Source organism: Pedobacter psychrodurus (genome assembly GCF_032678585.1).
Classification (GTDB): domain Bacteria; phylum Bacteroidota; class Bacteroidia; order Sphingobacteriales; family Sphingobacteriaceae; genus Pedobacter; species Pedobacter psychrodurus_A.
The window spans coordinates 34,593-50,534 of record NZ_JAVTSN010000036.1 but is presented as its reverse complement, the minus strand read 5'-3'; the positions used below and the strand labels follow the sequence as shown (position 1 = coordinate 50,534).

General features: G+C 38.4%; 17 protein-coding genes. 13 read left to right on the top strand and 4 right to left on the bottom strand.

Annotated elements, in window-relative coordinates; genetic code table 11:
- Window positions 1-159 precede the first annotated feature (159 nt).
- The 3 genes from R2S57_RS21335 (at window position 160) to R2S57_RS21325 (ending at window position 3,807) form a co-directional block, all read left to right on the top strand.
- Window positions 160-2,196, top strand: a complete 2,037-nt coding sequence (locus R2S57_RS21335) for a M13 family metallopeptidase (RefSeq protein ID WP_316846971.1) — start codon at window positions 160-162, stop codon at window positions 2,194-2,196.
- A 314-nt stretch (window positions 2,197-2,510) separates the two neighbouring features.
- A complete protein-coding gene (locus R2S57_RS21330) occupies window positions 2,511-3,305 on the top strand; it encodes a DUF2625 domain-containing protein (protein ID WP_316846970.1) in 795 nt (264 codons plus the stop codon).
- Between the two features lie 40 nt (window positions 3,306-3,345).
- On the top strand, window positions 3,346-3,807 hold the full coding sequence (locus R2S57_RS21325; protein ID WP_316846969.1) for a DinB family protein: 462 nt from the start codon (window positions 3,346-3,348) through the stop codon (window positions 3,805-3,807).
- A gap of 13 nt (window positions 3,808-3,820) precedes the next feature.
- Here the strand turns inward: R2S57_RS21325 and R2S57_RS21320 are convergent, their stop codons facing one another.
- Window positions 3,821-4,159 carry an MmcQ/YjbR family DNA-binding protein gene (locus R2S57_RS21320; RefSeq protein ID WP_316846968.1) on the bottom strand — a complete coding sequence of 113 codons (339 nt, stop codon included), beginning with the start codon at window positions 4,157-4,159 and terminating at the stop codon, window positions 3,821-3,823.
- A gap of 278 nt (window positions 4,160-4,437) precedes the next feature.
- Between R2S57_RS21320 and mnmD the strand changes: the two genes are divergently transcribed.
- The 6 genes from mnmD to mazG all read left to right on the top strand — a co-directional run bounded on the left by mnmD (window position 4,438) and on the right by mazG (window position 9,081).
- Window positions 4,438-5,106, top strand: coding sequence for a tRNA (5-methylaminomethyl-2-thiouridine)(34)-methyltransferase MnmD (gene mnmD / locus R2S57_RS21315; protein ID WP_316846967.1), 669 nt, complete (start codon window positions 4,438-4,440; stop codon window positions 5,104-5,106).
- 256 nt (window positions 5,107-5,362) lie between these two features.
- A complete protein-coding gene (locus R2S57_RS21310) occupies window positions 5,363-6,310 on the top strand; it encodes an aldo/keto reductase (RefSeq protein ID WP_316846966.1) in 948 nt (315 codons plus the stop codon).
- A gap of 79 nt (window positions 6,311-6,389) precedes the next feature.
- Window positions 6,390-7,499: an AI-2E family transporter gene (locus R2S57_RS21305; RefSeq protein WP_316846965.1), complete on the top strand. Its 1,110-nt coding sequence runs from the start codon at window positions 6,390-6,392 to the stop codon at window positions 7,497-7,499.
- Window position 7,500: 1 nt separating this feature from the next.
- Window positions 7,501-7,797, top strand: a complete 297-nt coding sequence (locus tag R2S57_RS21300) for a hypothetical protein (RefSeq protein ID WP_316846964.1) — start codon at window positions 7,501-7,503, stop codon at window positions 7,795-7,797.
- 11 nt (window positions 7,798-7,808) lie between these two features.
- Complete coding sequence (locus R2S57_RS21295; RefSeq protein ID WP_316846963.1) at window positions 7,809-8,258, top strand: hypothetical protein; 450 nt, start codon at window positions 7,809-7,811, stop codon at window positions 8,256-8,258.
- Window positions 8,259-8,274: 16 nt separating this feature from the next.
- Complete coding sequence (gene mazG / locus R2S57_RS21290; protein ID WP_316846962.1) at window positions 8,275-9,081, top strand: nucleoside triphosphate pyrophosphohydrolase; 807 nt, start codon at window positions 8,275-8,277, stop codon at window positions 9,079-9,081.
- 81 nt (window positions 9,082-9,162) lie between these two features.
- Here the strand turns inward: mazG and R2S57_RS21285 are convergent, their stop codons facing one another.
- Window positions 9,163-9,546 (bottom strand): YchJ family protein, encoded by a 384-nt coding sequence (locus R2S57_RS21285; RefSeq protein ID WP_316846961.1) that lies wholly within the window; start codon window positions 9,544-9,546, stop codon window positions 9,163-9,165.
- A gap of 74 nt (window positions 9,547-9,620) precedes the next feature.
- On the opposite strand from R2S57_RS21285, the gene R2S57_RS21280 reads away from it, so the two are divergent.
- Complete coding sequence (locus R2S57_RS21280; protein ID WP_316846960.1) at window positions 9,621-10,421, top strand: tRNA pseudouridine synthase A; 801 nt, start codon at window positions 9,621-9,623, stop codon at window positions 10,419-10,421.
- Window positions 10,422-10,457: 36 nt separating this feature from the next.
- Window positions 10,458-10,904 (top strand): hypothetical protein, encoded by a 447-nt coding sequence (locus R2S57_RS21275; protein WP_316846959.1) that lies wholly within the window; start codon window positions 10,458-10,460, stop codon window positions 10,902-10,904.
- 75 nt (window positions 10,905-10,979) lie between these two features.
- Here R2S57_RS21275 and R2S57_RS21270 read toward each other — a convergent pair whose 3' ends face one another.
- Window positions 10,980-12,233 (bottom strand): ABC transporter permease, encoded by a 1,254-nt coding sequence (locus R2S57_RS21270; RefSeq protein WP_316846958.1) that lies wholly within the window; start codon window positions 12,231-12,233, stop codon window positions 10,980-10,982.
- Between the two features lie 265 nt (window positions 12,234-12,498).
- Between R2S57_RS21270 and R2S57_RS21265 the strand changes: the two genes are divergently transcribed.
- Entirely contained in the window at window positions 12,499-13,650 is a 1,152-nt protein-coding gene (locus R2S57_RS21265; RefSeq protein ID WP_410479098.1) for an exo-beta-N-acetylmuramidase NamZ domain-containing protein, read from the top strand.
- 169 nt (window positions 13,651-13,819) lie between these two features.
- Complete coding sequence (locus R2S57_RS21260) at window positions 13,820-14,026, top strand: hypothetical protein (RefSeq protein WP_316846956.1); 207 nt, start codon at window positions 13,820-13,822, stop codon at window positions 14,024-14,026.
- Between the two features lie 35 nt (window positions 14,027-14,061).
- Here the strand turns inward: R2S57_RS21260 and R2S57_RS21255 are convergent, their stop codons facing one another.
- Window positions 14,062-15,909, bottom strand: coding sequence for an ATP-binding protein (locus R2S57_RS21255; protein WP_316846955.1), 1,848 nt, complete (start codon window positions 15,907-15,909; stop codon window positions 14,062-14,064).
- Window positions 15,910-15,942 lie beyond the last annotated feature (33 nt).

Sequence of the window (15,942 nt, the reverse complement as noted above, 5' to 3'; positions counted from 1 at the left end):
ATGAAATCTATTAAAACCCTATTCTCACCGGCCGAATTTATTAGAAGGTTAGGCTTGGCAAAAATTTACTACTGGTTTAACAAGTAATATTCTTAGTATATTGTTTCAGTATTAATTTGTATTTCATAAATTTCGCCTAAATACTAACTTATTAAGCGAATGAAATACCAAAATTTGAAAAGATATTTTGCGGCACTGGGTATAGTCGCTGCTGGCTTTTCTGCAAACGCACAAACAACCAAAAAATTTATCGACCCGGCCAACATGGATTTATCTGTTAAACCTGGCGATGATTTCTACACCTATGCAAGTGGTACATGGGTAAAAAACAATCCTGTTCCAGCTAAAGAAACACGTTGGGGTTCATTTAACGAACTCCGCGATTTTAACATCAATGCAGTAAAATCATTGGTTGAAGATGCCGCTGCTGATAAATCAGCTCCTGCAGGTTCAGTGAAACGCAGGGTTGGCGATTTCTTTACAGCCGCTATGGACACCGTGACGATCGAAAAATTAGGTTACACACCAATTAAGGCTGATTTAGAAAAAATCAAACAAATTAAAGATATTCAAGGCGTTTTAGATCAGGTGGCTTACATGCGTGTGAATGGCTTAGGCGGCGCCATGTTCGGTGTTGGTGTTGGCCAGGACCGTAAAAATGTAAATAAATATATGGTTAATATTGGTCAGGGTGGAACTACTTTGCCAGATCGTGATTATTATTTAAAAGATGATACCCGTAGTGTTAAAATCCGCGAGGCTTACAACACTTATATGACTACCTTATTTGGCTTAACCGGAAGTAATACCGAAGATGCCAAACAAAAAGCAGCAACGGTTTATAAAATCGAAAAGCAATTTGCGGAAGCACAAATGAGCCGTTTAGAAATGCGCGATCCTTACGCCACCTACAATAAACTTACTGTTGCAGAGCTGAATGCAAAAACTCCCGATATTAACTGGGCAACCTATTTACCTAAATTCAAAATTAAAGGTCAGGATACTTTATTGGTATCGTCGCCCAAGTTTATGACCAGTTTAGATGGGATGTTGAAATCTGTTTCAGTAGCTGATTGGAAAACTTATCTGGAATGGAATATTTTAAAAGGTTCGGCCTCAAGTTTGAGTTCTCCTTTTGTTAAGGCTAGTTTTGCTTTTACACAGGCGCAAACCGGTCAAAAGGTTCAAACCCCACGCTGGCAACGCATGTCATCTTTAACAGATGGTACGATTGGCGAATTATTAGGGCAGCTGTATGTGGCTAAATATTTCAAGCCTGAAGCAAAAGCCCGTATGGATGCCATGATTGTGAACCTGCGTAAAGCTTTCGAAATCAGAATCAATGGTTTAGAATGGATGAGTGCCGAAACCAAGAAAAAAGCTCTGGAGAAATTAGCCGCGTTCAGACCAAAAGTTGGTTACACCACAAAATGGGAAACCTATACAGGCTTAGAAATCAACAAAAACACCTATTTCCAAAACTTACGCAATGCGGGTGTTTGGGGCTACAATGAAAATGTAAATAGATTGGGCAAACCTTTAGACCGTACCCGTTTTGGCATGACACCTCCTACGGTTAACGCCTCTTACAGTCCAACCATGAATGAAATTACTTTTCCTGCCGGCATTTTACAGTTTCCTTTCTTTGATCCCAATGCTGATGATGCCTTAAATTATGGTGGTATTGGCGCTGTAATCGGACATGAAATGAGCCATGGTTTCGATGATAGCGGAAGTCAGTATGATGCTTCGGGTAACTTAAAAAATTGGTGGACGGCTGAGGACAAAGCTAAATTTGATGCCAAAACCAAAGCTTTAGGTGAGCAGTTTGATGCGTATACTGTATTGGATACGGTTCATGTAATCGGAAAGTTGACCATGGGTGAAAACATTGGCGATTTAGGCGGATTAAATGCTGCTTATACTGCGTTTAAAATGACTAAACAAGGTCAAAGCAATGAGAAAATTGATGGATTTACCCCAGATCAACGTTTCTTCTTGGCCTGGGCACAGGTTTGGAGAGGTAATATTTTGCCAGAAAGTGCCGCTCAATTGATTAAAACCGATCCACACTCTCCAGGTCCGTACCGCACGATTGGTGCTCCGGTAAACATGGACGCCTGGTACACCGCTTTTGATGTTAAACCTGGTGATAAATTGTATAAGAAACCAGAAGACAGGATTAGAATGTGGTAGATTAAGGTTGAAGGTTTAAAGGTTGATGGCATAGGGTTTTCCCCGCAATAATCTAAATTTTAAACATTAATATCATCCCTATATTACAAACGCTCCGAAATATTCGGGGCGTTTTGTTTTTATAGATGTGGTGTCAGATGTTACCATCTGATACTGATATTCACTTTTATTATTTGTTATCCTGTACATGCAGATGAATCGGAAAAAGCAGTTGAAGGACATTATATTATTTTCTAGAGAATCAAAAATTATCTCACTCCTTTCAACAATTCTTGATTATCATTCTATCTTTGGAAAACATAAGCATCCTTTCCATGAAAAGCGTATTCAAAACCCTCTTTATCCTCGGTTTAACTTTATTTTCTTCAGCAGCCATCGCCCAAGACAATAAATTAATAAGCCTCGACGCATTAATAAATAAAACAGACCCAGCCTGGCCATTGGTAAAAAAATGGGTCGATTCTGCAAAGAATAAAGTTGAAATCTTGCCTGTCGATTCTGCTAAGGCAAAGGAGGTGTTGTATAACGCACAAATGACTACTTATGCCACACTTGGCTCAGTAATTTACAATACCGGTGGCATTCTGATAGATAATGGCTGGATCAGAATTTTAGGTTCGGGCAGTGAAAGGTTAACGAGAAATATTGCGGAGTGGAACAAGGGAAAAACGATTAAAGAATATGGCGATAACATTCCATATCTTTTAATTGCCGACGATGCTGTAGGCGGTTTTTTCGCCATTAATTATGGTGGTTTGGGTAAAGACATTAAAAATGTTTACTACCTGGAGCCAAACACCTTAACATGGCAACCACTTGGTGCAGGTTATGGCGAATTTCTTGTTTTCTGTTTTGATAGCGATCTTTCTAAATTTTACAAGGGTCTCCGTTGGAGCAATTGGAACCAGTTTATTGCGAATTTAGACGGCACCAAGACTTATAGTTTCCGTCCATATTTATGGCAAGAAGGAACAGATATTGAAAAATGTACCAGAAAATTGGTGGGTATCGAAGATATGTACCGTTTCAATATTATGAAATCGAAGGAATTAAATGCTGATAAGGGTATAAAAAAAGACGATTCTAAAAAAGAGGAATCCAAAAACTAACAGTAAACATTAGTTTGCTGCCCCTAAAAAAATTTAAATTTTGGATACACTTGCTACCATTACTCAGATCAAAAACACCAGGCTTTTCATTCTGGAACTGGTAAAAGATTTAAATACCGAACAGTTAAATAAAATTCCAGCGGGCTTTAACAATAACATCATCTGGAACATTGCACACTTAACCGCAGCGCAGCAAAATATGTGTTATGTTAGATCTGGACTTGAAATAACTGTAAAAGAAAAATATTTTACTCCTTTTTTAAGCGGAACAAAACCAGATACCTTTCTTGAAAAGGAAGAGATTGAATCTATTTTTAGTGTACTTTTAAACAGCATGGACCGTTTAGCGGCTGACTATAAAAATGGTATTTTTAAACAGTTTGATCCGTGGGATAAACGTTATGGCATGAAACTAAACTCGATCGAAGACGCTATAAATTTTGTCCCTTTCCACGAAGGTATGCATATTGGTTACATCATGGCTTTAAAAAAACTGGTGTAAAAGCCCTGCAGATTTAAGCATATTTTGCCTGCGTTTTCTTTGGCAGTTTAGCCAGAACCATCGCTCTTGAGTCGGCTACCCTGTTTTTAAGTTCTTTATCATTTAAAACATCTAAATTTTCGATCTGTATCCATTGTCTTTTTGCCATGTGATAGGCCTGCGCGATGCCATCTCTGGCAGCAAGTTCATCAAATTCATCGGGATTACATTTAATGGAAAAGCTGTTCCCCTCATCAATAGCAATGATCACATAGATTTTTTCCTCAATCATAAAACACAGATGTTCCCATTTCATCCCTTCGGTTGTACCAGGCAAACTCAAACAATATTCTCTGAAAGATTCGATATCCATATTTAGGTTTAGGGTTTAGGGTTTAGGGTTTAGGGTTTAGGGTTTAGGGTAAGACCAAAGCTAGCAACAAAAGATTAAAGAAAAAAGTTTGGGGTCGGGAGTCGGGAGTCCGATGATTAATCGGCCAAACAAAGCATACGTTCACTTAGCTGGTGATCAAAGCCGGGAATCCGAATCTAAATAAACTCATTTATCCTGAAATCCAATAATCCTATTCATCCTATATCTATATTTGTACCACGATCTTGAAATCTAATAATCATTACTAATCCAAGCCCATGAATATTATTACCCCTACTGCTGATGGTTCGAATACACTTTACAACGAAACGATAGGCGAACATTACCATAGTAAACATGGCGCATTGCAGGAAAGTAAACATGTATTTATTGATGCAGGATTAAAATTTGCCTCTGCCGGCCAAGCGGAGATCTCCATTTTAGAAGTTGGTTTTGGCACCGGACTGAATTTTATTTTAAGTTTCGAATATGCTGAAGCAAACAACATTAGCCTGAATTATACCAGTATAGAAGCTTTTCCACTTACCAGCGATGTAATTGAGCAAACGGGTTATTCGGCCTATGTTCCAGAAAAGATATGGACTGATTTTATTTCCAATTATCCTAATGCGTTGAAGGTGTCTCAAGAGCTATCATCACTTAGCACACTGGAAATTCAACATACTACGCTTGCCGAATACCAAACTGATCAAAAGTTTGATATCATTTATTACGATGCATTCTCTGTTCAGCATCAACCCGAAATGTGGACTGATGAAATCATTGCTCATGCCTGCAGTTTCTTAAAACCAGGCGGAACTTTTGTAACCTATGCCATTACCGGAAAACTGAAGAGAGCGGTTAAGGCCTGCGGATTTACCATCGAAAAACTACCTGGTGCACCAGGAAAGCGGGAAATGCTGAGAGCAATTAAGGCAGAAGGTTAGCAGGTGGAGGGGATAGGCTTTTTAAGCAATTTGCAGTAAAACCTCAATAGAAGCAGCAGCCCAAGTACTTAAACCTGGGTGTAGCGGCAGCCGCCGTTTTTTCTATGGCGCTACAGCGGAAAACAGGATTAACGATAATATGAAACAGTAGATTGCTTTCCAAAAAAAACATACTCATCTCATTTTAACACAAATTCGATCTCCTGCAAAAACCACACCTTCCAAAATTTGTTAGCATAACATTAACATTCATATCATGGAAAAAAGAACTTTAGGAAAAACCGACTTAAATATTGCGCCCATAGTATTTGGAGGAAACGTTTTTGGCTGGACGATTGACGAAAAGAAATCGTTTGAAATATTAGATCAATTTGTAGAAAGCGGATTCAACTTTATTGATACTGCCGATGTATACTCGCGTTGGGTTCCGGGAAATAAAGGTGGAGAATCGGAAACCATTATCGGTAACTGGCTCAAACAGCATAATAAACGTCATGATGTAGTGATTGCTACAAAAGTTGGCTCGGATATGGGCCAGGGCAAATCGCTCAAAAAAGATTATATCATCAACCAGGTTGAGCATTCTTTATCGCGCCTTCAAACCGATTATATAGATCTTTACTTTTCGCATTTCGATGATGAAACTACTCCAGTTGAGGAAACATTAAGTGCTTACGAAACCTTGATCAGGGACGGAAAGGTGCGCTGGATTGGCGCATCGAATTTTTCTGCGGACCGGTTAAAAGAATCGTTAGTTTATTCTACCGCGCATAGTTTACCACGTTACGAAGTTTACCAGCCAGGTTATAACCTTTATGATAGAGCAGAATTTGAACAGGAACATGAGAAAATATGTTTAGAGTATGGCTTGGGTGTAGTTACCTATTATTCCTTAGCAAGTGGATTTTTAACCGGGAAATACCGCAGTGAAGACGATCTTAATAAAAGCCAGCGCGGCGGCGGCGTTAAAAAATTTTTGAATGATCGCGGTTTCAAAATTTTAGATGCATTGGATCAGGTGGCAGACAAACACCATGTAGAGCAGGCTTCGGTAGCTTTGGCCTGGTTAATTCACCATCCATCCATTACAGCTCCAATTGCCAGTGTCACCGATTTAAGTCAGCTGAAATCGTTTACAGAAGCTGCAAACTTAAAATTATCTCCTGAAGATATTTCTCTTTTAGACAAAGCCAGTAGCTATTAAAAAATAATCCCTTATATTTAAATGCCCGATTAATGAAACAATTAACCGGGCATTTTGTATTAAACAGGATTTAAAATATATGAAAGACAAATTATCATTTCTGCCCAAACTCGCATTGGTTCTTTTCTGTTTAATAAGCTTAACCTACATTGCCATTTTGGGGCAATCTTTGCTGGCTCCACTGCTTTTTTCCTTTCTAATGGCCATTTTATTATTGCCTGTGGGCAATTTTTTAGAGCGCCGGTTAAAATTCAAAAGGGGCTTATCAACACTGGCATCGGTCATCCTGATGATTGCCGTAATTGGTGGTATTATCTATTTCTTTGGGAACCAATTGAGCGATTTATGGGCCGATTGGCCTTTGTTAAAAGAAAAAGCCAATGTTTCGTACCATGAGTTGCAAAAATGGATTTCGCATACTTTTGGTGTAAATTCTCAGAAACAACTCGATTATTTAAACGATAGTACCGAAAAAGCGCTGGCCACGAGTGCTGCAATTGTAGCAACAACTTTAGCCACTTTATCGTCTACCTTACTGTTTTTAGGCTTTACCTTGCTGTTTACATTCTTCATTTTAAATTACAGACGTGTTTTATTTACCTTTTTAACTTCTGTTTTCAGAGAAGAACATAAAGAAAAGGTTACTGAAATCGTGGGCCAGATTCAATACATTATCAAAAAATACATTATCGGTTTATTCTTACAGATGCTCATTGTTACGGTATTAATGATCACAGTGCTTAGCTTGCTTGGTGTTAAATATGCTGTTTTATTGGGCTTAGTGGCCGGTATATTTAATGTGGTGCCTTATCTGGGAATATTTTTCGCGCTCTTGGTGAGCAGCCTAATCACTTTCGCTACAGCAGGTGCAGGTAAGGTACTTTTGGTTTTAATTGCTTTTGTTGGCGTACACGCTATAGATGGGAACGTCCTGATGCCATTGGTGGTGGGTTCCAAGGTTAAAATAAATGCATTGTTCGCTTTTATTGGTATTGTGGTTGGCGAAATGATCTGGGGCATTTCGGGTATGTTTTTATGTATCCCCTATCTCGCCATGTTAAAAATCATCTTTGATCGCGTTGATAACCTAAAACCCTGGGGTATTTTAATGGGTGAAGAACATAAACCCAACAAAAAGAAACGTGTTTACCGCATTACAAAGAAGATCAAACTAGAGGAAAAAGATTAAAATGGCCGAAAATAGATCGCCACATATTTTAAGCACTTCTGCCAATCTGCTGGGCATCTGCTTTGTTGTGCTTACTTCGTTAAAAAAACTTGCCCTTACCGATGGCTCTTTAATTGATGAATTTGCCGTGGCGGCAGTAATGTTTTTTATGACGAGTTGTATCTTATCGTTTATCTCGATGAGGAGGGTAAAAACAGCAAGCCAACGACTGGAAAAAGTAGCCGACTTCGTTTTTCTTTCCGGCCTTGTGATCTTGTTTGTAGCTACCATACTAATTGCTTTTAATCTAATAAAATAGGATATTCGGTCATGAAACCTTTATTCGTATTGGTTATTGTATATGTGGCTTTATTAGCCTTTGGCGGTCACACTACATTTGATAAAGGAAATATTTTCGCGGGCAATATTGCCATGGGCGTAATGTTGCTTTTTACGGCCATTGGTCATTTCAAATTTAAAACGAGCATGGCAGCCATGATTCCTTTGTTTATTCCTAAAAAGGTAGAAATTGTACTGTTGACAGGTGTACTGGAAATCTTATTTGCAATTGGCCTGGCTATAGAAAGCACCCGATATTATACCGGAATTGCCTTGATTGTTTTCTTCATCGCCATTTTACCTACCAATATTTATGCAGCCAAACACAGGATCAATTACGAAGATTTGTATAAACCGGGGCCTGGACCAAAATATTTATGGTTCAGAATACCTTTTCAGCTTTTCTTAATCGCCTGGGTTTGGTACTTTAGCATCCGATAATTTAGCTTCATACAACATGCCTAACAACCCGATTCCGGCAAGCGCCAATAATCCAGCCGATGCCTTTACACGTTTATTAACCGTTTTAGATACCCTGCGTACGCAATGTCCATGGGATAAAAAACAAACGATGGAGACTCTGCGCCACTTAACCATTGAGGAGACTTATGAGCTGAGTGATGCCATTTTAGAAGGTGATTTAAACGAAATTAAAAAGGAACTTGGCGATGTGATGATGCATTTGGTGTTCTATTCGCGAATTGCCTCCGAAACCAACGATTTTAATATCACAGATGTTTTAAATGGGGTTTGCGATAAACTGGTAAACCGGCACCCACATATTTATGGTGATGTTGAAGTGCAAAATGAGGAAGATGTAAAACGCAACTGGGAGCAGATTAAACTAAAAGAAGGTAATAAATCGGTATTGGCCGGTGTTCCATCGTCGTTACCTGCGTTGGTTAAGGCTGCCCGCATTCAGGAAAAAGCCCGTGGAGTAGGTTTCGATTGGGAAGATAAAAATCAGGTTTGGGAAAAGGTAGAAGAAGAACTGCAGGAATTTAAAGCCGAATTTAATGTTACCGACAATACCGCTATTGATATTGAAAGAGCCGAATCCGAATTTGGTGATGTATTATTCTCTTTGATCAATTATGCACGTTTCATCAACATCAACCCCGAAAATGCCCTTGAAAAAACCAATAAAAAATTTATCAAACGTTTTCAATATCTCGAAACCAAAGCAAAAGAAAACGGAAAAGCGCTTGCTGATATGACGCTTGCAGAGATGGATATTTATTGGAACGAAGCCAAAAAATTATAGCTAAAAGGAGTAAAATCGCAAAATTTATATTAATTCTGCGAATGGAATCGCAAATTTTATATGAATTTTGCGATTTCAATTTTAATCATAAAATTCACCATCCACATAATACCACCTGCCATCTTCTAGTTTAAAATTAGATTTTTCATGCAGTACTTCTGTTTGAAACTTCTTGTTCAGATAAAAAGCCTTAAACTCCACCACATCAAAATCCGAAAAAACAATTTCGAGCTTGAGCCATTTGGTGTTTTTTGCACTGCTTAGATAAGCACTTTTCGAATGACCTTTTCTTTTGCTGACATGTGTGGTTTCGTAAAGATGATCGGCATCGGCCACTACAAATGCCGAATACCTGGAGCGCATCAAAACCTCAGCTGTTGGCGCTGTTTTCATTTTCAAATGATAAGGCTGGCAACAGTTCTGAAAGGTGTTTCCGCTTCCGCAAGGACAGTTTATGAGATCCATGATTAAAATTTACAGGGCAAAAATAGGATTTAATATTCCTGCTGCTAAAATTTCCGTAAAATTGCAGCTGAAAAATGAGGTATTTCTTTCACATCGCCTATCAAGGTCAATATTTTAGTGGGTGGCAAAAACAACCCGGGGTTAAGAGCGTTCAGGAAGTTATTGAACAAACACTTTCGAAGATTTTAAAGTCACCAATTGCCATTAATGGCTGTGGGCGAACAGATGCGCATGTGCATGCGAGTCAGTTTTTCTTTCATGCTGACATCGAAAAAGACATCGATTTCGACCTCCTCTACATCCTCAATAAAGCATTACCATACAATATTGCGGTATTCGACATTATTAAAATGGAAGGCAAGCCTCATGCAAGGTTCGATGCAGTACAACGGAAATACGATTATTTTGTGCATACCTATAAAGACCCTTTCCTCAGTACACAAAGTTCATTTTATCAGTTAGACGATCTCGATTTTGATCAAATGAAAGCCGTTGTAGCACTATTGCCCAAATACAAAGATTACAGGGCTTTTTGCACACATCCGGATAAATACGAACACACTATCTGTAATGTAATGGAAGCAGCTTTATTTGTAAATGCAAAGGGCGACAGATTTAGGTTCCATATTGCCAGCAACCGCTTTCTGGGCAAAATGATCCGCATTATTATGGGTAAATTATTGATGGTGGGTAAAGGAGAACTGAGTTTTGATGAATTTGAAAGAGAGCTCATTACCCTAAAACCTTCCAAACTTTCGTTGCCTGCCCACCCAACAGGCTTATACCTTTCTAAGGTTACCTATCCTTATTTAAATCTTGAGCCTCGTACTGAGTTTATCCATGGTACACAGGGCACAGAATGGATTTTGCTTTAAGTGTAGCGTTTTTATTCTGAGCTCCGTTTAAGGGGTATGAAAGTTCAAATCTGTATTCTTTTATTTGTCTTCGTGTTATCGTTGGGCTGTAAAAAGGCAACCACCGTTGATGTTTTATTGGATGGCAATTATACAGGTGTTTTGGTGATTACCAATAGCGTAAAATCCGTACCAGAAACCCGTCCGATTTCGATTACATTAAAAGATGGCAGGTTTAACATCGAACCCAACGCCAATACGAATCTAAAACCCTCGGGCGGCAAGGGAACTTATACTTTCAAAAATGGAATCGGTTATTTTGCAGACGAAGGCGTTTGGACAGCAGATTTCGATTGGAATATGATTTTAAATGGCGAATACGATATCAGAAGCAGCAGCATTGATTTAACACTCAGAAGAAGAGCTAAGGCAAAAACAGATTTTTCTCCAGCTACCTCTTATGCCACGCTGGAATATGAATACATTTTAAAGAGAAGCAATTAATATTTAATTGACAAGAACTTAGGTTTAGGTTTGCTTGGGCACCGGAAATTGATCTGTTCGGTGACCCAAGTTTTTTTATTTAAATCTGATGGCCTTCAATGGAGAAACTTTGCTGATTAATAGTGAAGGCACAATCAGAACAGTTAAACACACCACAACCGTAACTACATTAAGCAAAAGCACATCGATAAAATGGAATTCGATCGGCGCATAAGCCAGAAAATAAGAAGCCTGGTTAAGCTTGAAGATATGTGTCGATTGCTGTAAGAAACCAAGCCCTAAACCTAAAATATTACCAAGTAAAAGGCCGATACCGATGAGATAAGCCGCATTATAAAGAAAAATCTTCATGATGCTCCAATTGGTTGCCCCAAAAGATTTTAACATCCCAATCATATTCGTTTTTTCTAAAATCATAATCAATAATGCGGTAACCATATTGATTACACCAACAATGAGCATCAGGATTAGAAGCACATTGGTATTCACATCGAGCAGTCCTAACCAGGTGAAAATATTCGGAAAATTTTCTTCAATAGAATACGAACGCAGGTTACGTGGAAGTCCGTCGTAAATTTGCCCGGCTATAGGCTTAAGCTTATTAAAATCTTTGATCCTAATCTCTATACCCCCTATTTCGTCGGCTTTCCAATTATTTAAACGTTTGATGATATTCAGATTGCCCAGCACAAAACCTTTATCAATATCCTCTACCCCTATATCATAAATCCCCACAATTTTAAATTTACGCGGCCGCAACTGGTTCTGAACAAAATACATGATAAAATCATCACCTGTTTTGAGCTTTAAACGGTTGGCCGTATAATTCGAGATCAGCAGTTCCTGCATGGCAGCGGTGCTATCGGCAAAATCGATAATCGTTCCGCTGATGATATGTTGTTTGATGTAATCCCACTTGTAATTTTTGTCTACACCTTTGAAATTAATACCTTCTATTTCACTATTGGCCGAAAGAATGGCTGGTTTTGTAGCAAAAGGATAATAATAATCTATATCGTTATTGGTTTTGAGCATTTTTTGGGTTTCTGCATCCAAAACGAATGGAGAATGCTCAAAAGAATTATTCAGATCATAACGTGTAATCTGTACATCACCCAGATATCCCCTTACCTTATCCTGAATTTCAGTTTTGAAACCTTTTATAATGGCAATGGATAAAATCATTACAGCTAAACTCAGCATCACGCCTGCTATTGCAATACGGACGATCAGTTTTGAAAAAGTACGTTCAGATTTAATGGCTATGCGCCCGGCAATGAAATATTCGAAATTCAATTTAATCAATTTGTAAGTAACAAAAATGCTCAATTCCTTTTTAAAAATGGCATTTTCGAAAATAAATAAGCAACTTTAAAGATCAATCGTCAAGTTATCATAAGCAAATACCCATAGCATAAATCAAAATAGACGGTAAATTGTTTTGCTAATAATCCCGGAGACTAACACAATATTGAAAATGAAAAACTATATCAGCTTTGTTTTAACCAGTTTAATTTCACTATCGGCCTGTGGGCAACCAAAACCACTCGAACAGGAAGTGCTTGGCAGAAAAAGCCCTGAAAGCAGAAAATTGATGATCAGGGATGTTAAGCTGCCCTCAACTTTTAAAACAGGTGCCGAGCAGACCGAAAAATACCTCTCCATTTTAAAGGGAAAACGTGTGGGCATGGTGGTTAACCCAACTTCAGTTATAGGCACAGAAACTTCTGTTGATAGCCTGTTGAAACTTGGCGTTAAAATTCAGAAAATATTTGGTCCAGAGCATGGTTTTAGGGGCAATGCCAGCGCAGGAGTTACAGTTAATGATGATATTGATAGCAAAACAGGTATCAAAGCTATTTCGCTTTATGGCAAGCATAGCACCCCTACAGCTGAGGATTTGGCCGATATCGACATTATGGTTTTTGACATCCAGGATGTTGGCGTGCGCTTTTACACCTATATTAATACTTTGCAACATGTGATGGAAGCCTGTGCGGTGAACAATAAAACATTATTGATTTTAGATCGTCCAAATCCAAATGGTTATTTAATCGACGGACCGATTTTAGACCCTAAATTTAAATCGGGCATTGGTGTGCAGCCAATTCCAATAGCGCACGGTTTAACTGTTGGCGAGTATGCACAAATGTTAAATGGCGAAGGCTGGTTAAAAGATAAAGTGAAATGTAAAATCAAGATTATCAAAAATGCCAATTACAACCACGACATGGAATATACCTTACCAGTTAAACCATCTCCAAATTTAAACACGCAACAATCTATTTTACTTTACCCATCTACCTGTTTATTTGAAGGCACTTATTTAAACCATGGCCGTGGCACAATGTTTCCATTCACCGTGGTGGGCGCACCATATTTAAAAGGCAAATTCGATTTCAGTTTTACGCCAAAAAGCATAAAAGGGATGTCGGAAACACCATTATTTCAGGATCAGGAATGTTATGGACTGGATTTGAGAAATTACGATACCTCAGAACTGGTTAAATCAAAACAGGTAAATATCAGCTGGTTAATCGAATTGTATAATGCATCACCAAAAAAGGAAGATTTCTTTAACACCAAATTAAGTAAAGAAATGGGAACCATTGAAAGATTGGTAGGTGTGGCCGATTTTAGGCAACAGGTAATTGATGGAAAAAGCGAAGCAGAAATCAGGGCAAGCTGGGAACCTGGCTTAAGTGCCTATAAAACCATGCGAAAAAAATATCTGCTATATAATTAATGATTGAATTATAGAATGACTGAATGAGAGATTGATTGAGTGATTTAAACAAGTAATTTTTCAAACTTAACCAGTGTAGAATTGTTATTATTAACTGAATCGAAGATGAAGGGATTATCCTCGTCTAACATTCAATCATTCAAAACTCAATCATTCAATCATTATAATTATGAGCGGTCCGAAAGTTAAAAGCGATAAACCTGGAAGCAATTACCAGGAAGAGGTGCCAAAAGGCAGAGAACCTGTTGACCATAAAACGGTTAGGAAGGAAAATGACAGTACGCCAAATAAAGCGCCTAAAACCAATAATCCAGCGAAGCAAAGGGAGCAAGATGAACAACCCGTTCATCCAATCAAAAAAGCACCAAAAGAATGATAAATGATTCCACCTACTTTAACCGGTGGGTGGAATCAGATTTTTAATGCAAAACAGAACGTAGATCCCTCTCCGTCTTCGCTTTCTACCCAAATCCTGCCACCTTCATTTTTAATAATTTCTGAAGAGATATAGAGCCCCAGGCCTAAACCAGGATAGGTATGTTGCAAGTTACCTCCAACGCGATAAAACTGATCGAAAACCAGATGTTGTAGTTCTTTTGAGATACCGATACCATAATCGTGCACGCTTAAAACTACCTCATTATCTTGAATATAAGTATTTACATCAATTTGGTGGGCATCTGTAGAATATTTAATGGCATTGGATAGAAAATTGGTAATCACTTGCCCAATGCGCTCCCGATCGAAATAAACCATGCTATTGGTGTTTAAATTGGTCTTAATACGATGTTGGGAAGTAATGTGTTGCATTTCTTCTACTATTTCGTTTACAGCAAGGTCAAAATCGAATCTTGTCGGGTTAAAAGTCATTTTACCCGACTGAATTTTGGTCACATCAAGCAGATCACCTATTAAACCTGTTAAACGGTTTAATTGAAGGTCCATTTTGCGTACCATGCCTGCTTTTTTCTCATCCCCTTCATTTCTGATCATCCTTTCAAGCACCTGAGCATAAGCTTTGATACTGGTTACAGGTGTTTTCAGTTCGTGACTTGCAATACCCAAAAATTCGTCTTTTTGTTGCTGAAGCTGTACCTGCTTGCTTACATCCATAGCTGCATGTAAAATAGCGTAAACTTCACCTTCGGCATTGCGCAAAGGTTTATAGGTAAAATTAAACCATACCTTTTCCAATTTACCGTTCACGGGTAATAGCGCTTCCTGCTGATCAGCGTGGTAAGGGATACCGGTTCGATAGACTTCTTTTAAAATACCGATAAAGGGTTGCCCTTTTAATTCGGGAATAGCTTCTTCCATCGGTTTTCCAAGTACACTTTTATCTTTACCCCAAAACCGCAGCATTTCATCGTTGGCTAAAGAGATAATGATATCTTCAGTTTCATAATAGCCTGTAGCCATTGGTGTATCGAGCAATAAATTTCGGAAACGTTCCTCGCTTTTGGCCACTTCCATGCGCGAATGCACCGAAGAGGTAATTTCATTGGCGACGACCATAATCCCCGTAACTACATTATGTTGATCGCGGATCGGATCATATACGAAATTGAAATAATAATCTTGCAAAGCACCATCTCTTTCTATCCTCGCCATGGTTTCATAGCCATAATGTGCTACGCCTGTTTTATAAACCTGAGCCAATAATTCAGGAAAAAGCTGGTCTTTGATTTCAGGCAAACCATCTATCAGTTTTAAGCCAATAACTTTATCAGTTTTCCCCCAAATCCTCAATAAATCTTCATTTGCCTGCTCTATAATAAAATTTTCTCCTCTCAAAATACCTATTGCCACTGGTGCATCCTGGATCATTTTCCGGAAAAGTTCTTCGCTGGCTTTTACTTTTAACCGGGCATTAACCAATTCGGTAACATTGGTAGCATTGTTTAAAATACCCCAAACATGGCCTTCATCATCTTTTAAAGGCTTATAAATAAAGTCGAAATAAAAGGTTTGCAATACCCCATCATTAACGAGCAATACGCGGTCTTCCTTACTTTCGTAAGCAATCCCGGTTTCGCGTACATTTTGCAGGATCCCTAAAAACGGTTGATCTTTCAGTTCGGGTAATGCATTGGCAAGCTCTTGCCCGATAACAGTACTGTCTCGCCCCCAAGCCTTAAGAATAGCTTTGTTGGCTACTTTAATGATCATTTTTTCTCCAATATATAATGCAATTGGCATTGGAGATTCTTCAATTAAAGTGTAAAAAATAGCTGCGTTATCGTCAAGGTTAATATACATATAGGGGGTAAAAGAACAAATATAATGGGTTTT

Excerpts from the sequence above, each read along its gene's own strand:
- R2S57_RS21265 (WP_410479098.1), top strand. The coding sequence starts at position 12,499 with ATGATCAGGGATGTTAAGCTGCCCTCAACTTTTAAAACAGGTGCCGAG.
- mnmD (WP_316846967.1), top strand. The coding sequence starts at position 4,438 with ATGAATATTATTACCCCTACTGCTGATGGTTCGAATACACTTTACAAC.
- R2S57_RS21255 (WP_316846955.1), bottom strand. The coding sequence starts at position 15,909 with ATGTATATTAACCTTGACGATAACGCAGCTATTTTTTACACTTTAATT.
- mazG (WP_316846962.1), top strand. The coding sequence starts at position 8,275 with ATGCCTAACAACCCGATTCCGGCAAGCGCCAATAATCCAGCCGATGCC.
- R2S57_RS21330 (WP_316846970.1), top strand. The coding sequence starts at position 2,511 with ATGAAAAGCGTATTCAAAACCCTCTTTATCCTCGGTTTAACTTTATTT.
- R2S57_RS21280 (WP_316846960.1), top strand. The coding sequence starts at position 9,621 with ATGAGGTATTTCTTTCACATCGCCTATCAAGGTCAATATTTTAGTGGG.
- R2S57_RS21260 (WP_316846956.1), top strand. The coding sequence starts at position 13,820 with ATGAGCGGTCCGAAAGTTAAAAGCGATAAACCTGGAAGCAATTACCAG.
- R2S57_RS21285 (WP_316846961.1), bottom strand. The coding sequence starts at position 9,546 with ATGGATCTCATAAACTGTCCTTGCGGAAGCGGAAACACCTTTCAGAAC.
- R2S57_RS21300 (WP_316846964.1), top strand. The coding sequence starts at position 7,501 with ATGGCCGAAAATAGATCGCCACATATTTTAAGCACTTCTGCCAATCTG.
- R2S57_RS21275 (WP_316846959.1), top strand. The coding sequence starts at position 10,458 with ATGAAAGTTCAAATCTGTATTCTTTTATTTGTCTTCGTGTTATCGTTG.
- R2S57_RS21295 (WP_316846963.1), top strand. The coding sequence starts at position 7,809 with ATGAAACCTTTATTCGTATTGGTTATTGTATATGTGGCTTTATTAGCC.
- R2S57_RS21320 (WP_316846968.1), bottom strand. The coding sequence starts at position 4,159 with ATGGATATCGAATCTTTCAGAGAATATTGTTTGAGTTTGCCTGGTACA.
- R2S57_RS21310 (WP_316846966.1), top strand. The coding sequence starts at position 5,363 with ATGGAAAAAAGAACTTTAGGAAAAACCGACTTAAATATTGCGCCCATA.
- R2S57_RS21335 (WP_316846971.1), top strand. The coding sequence starts at position 160 with ATGAAATACCAAAATTTGAAAAGATATTTTGCGGCACTGGGTATAGTC.
- R2S57_RS21305 (WP_316846965.1), top strand. The coding sequence starts at position 6,390 with ATGAAAGACAAATTATCATTTCTGCCCAAACTCGCATTGGTTCTTTTC.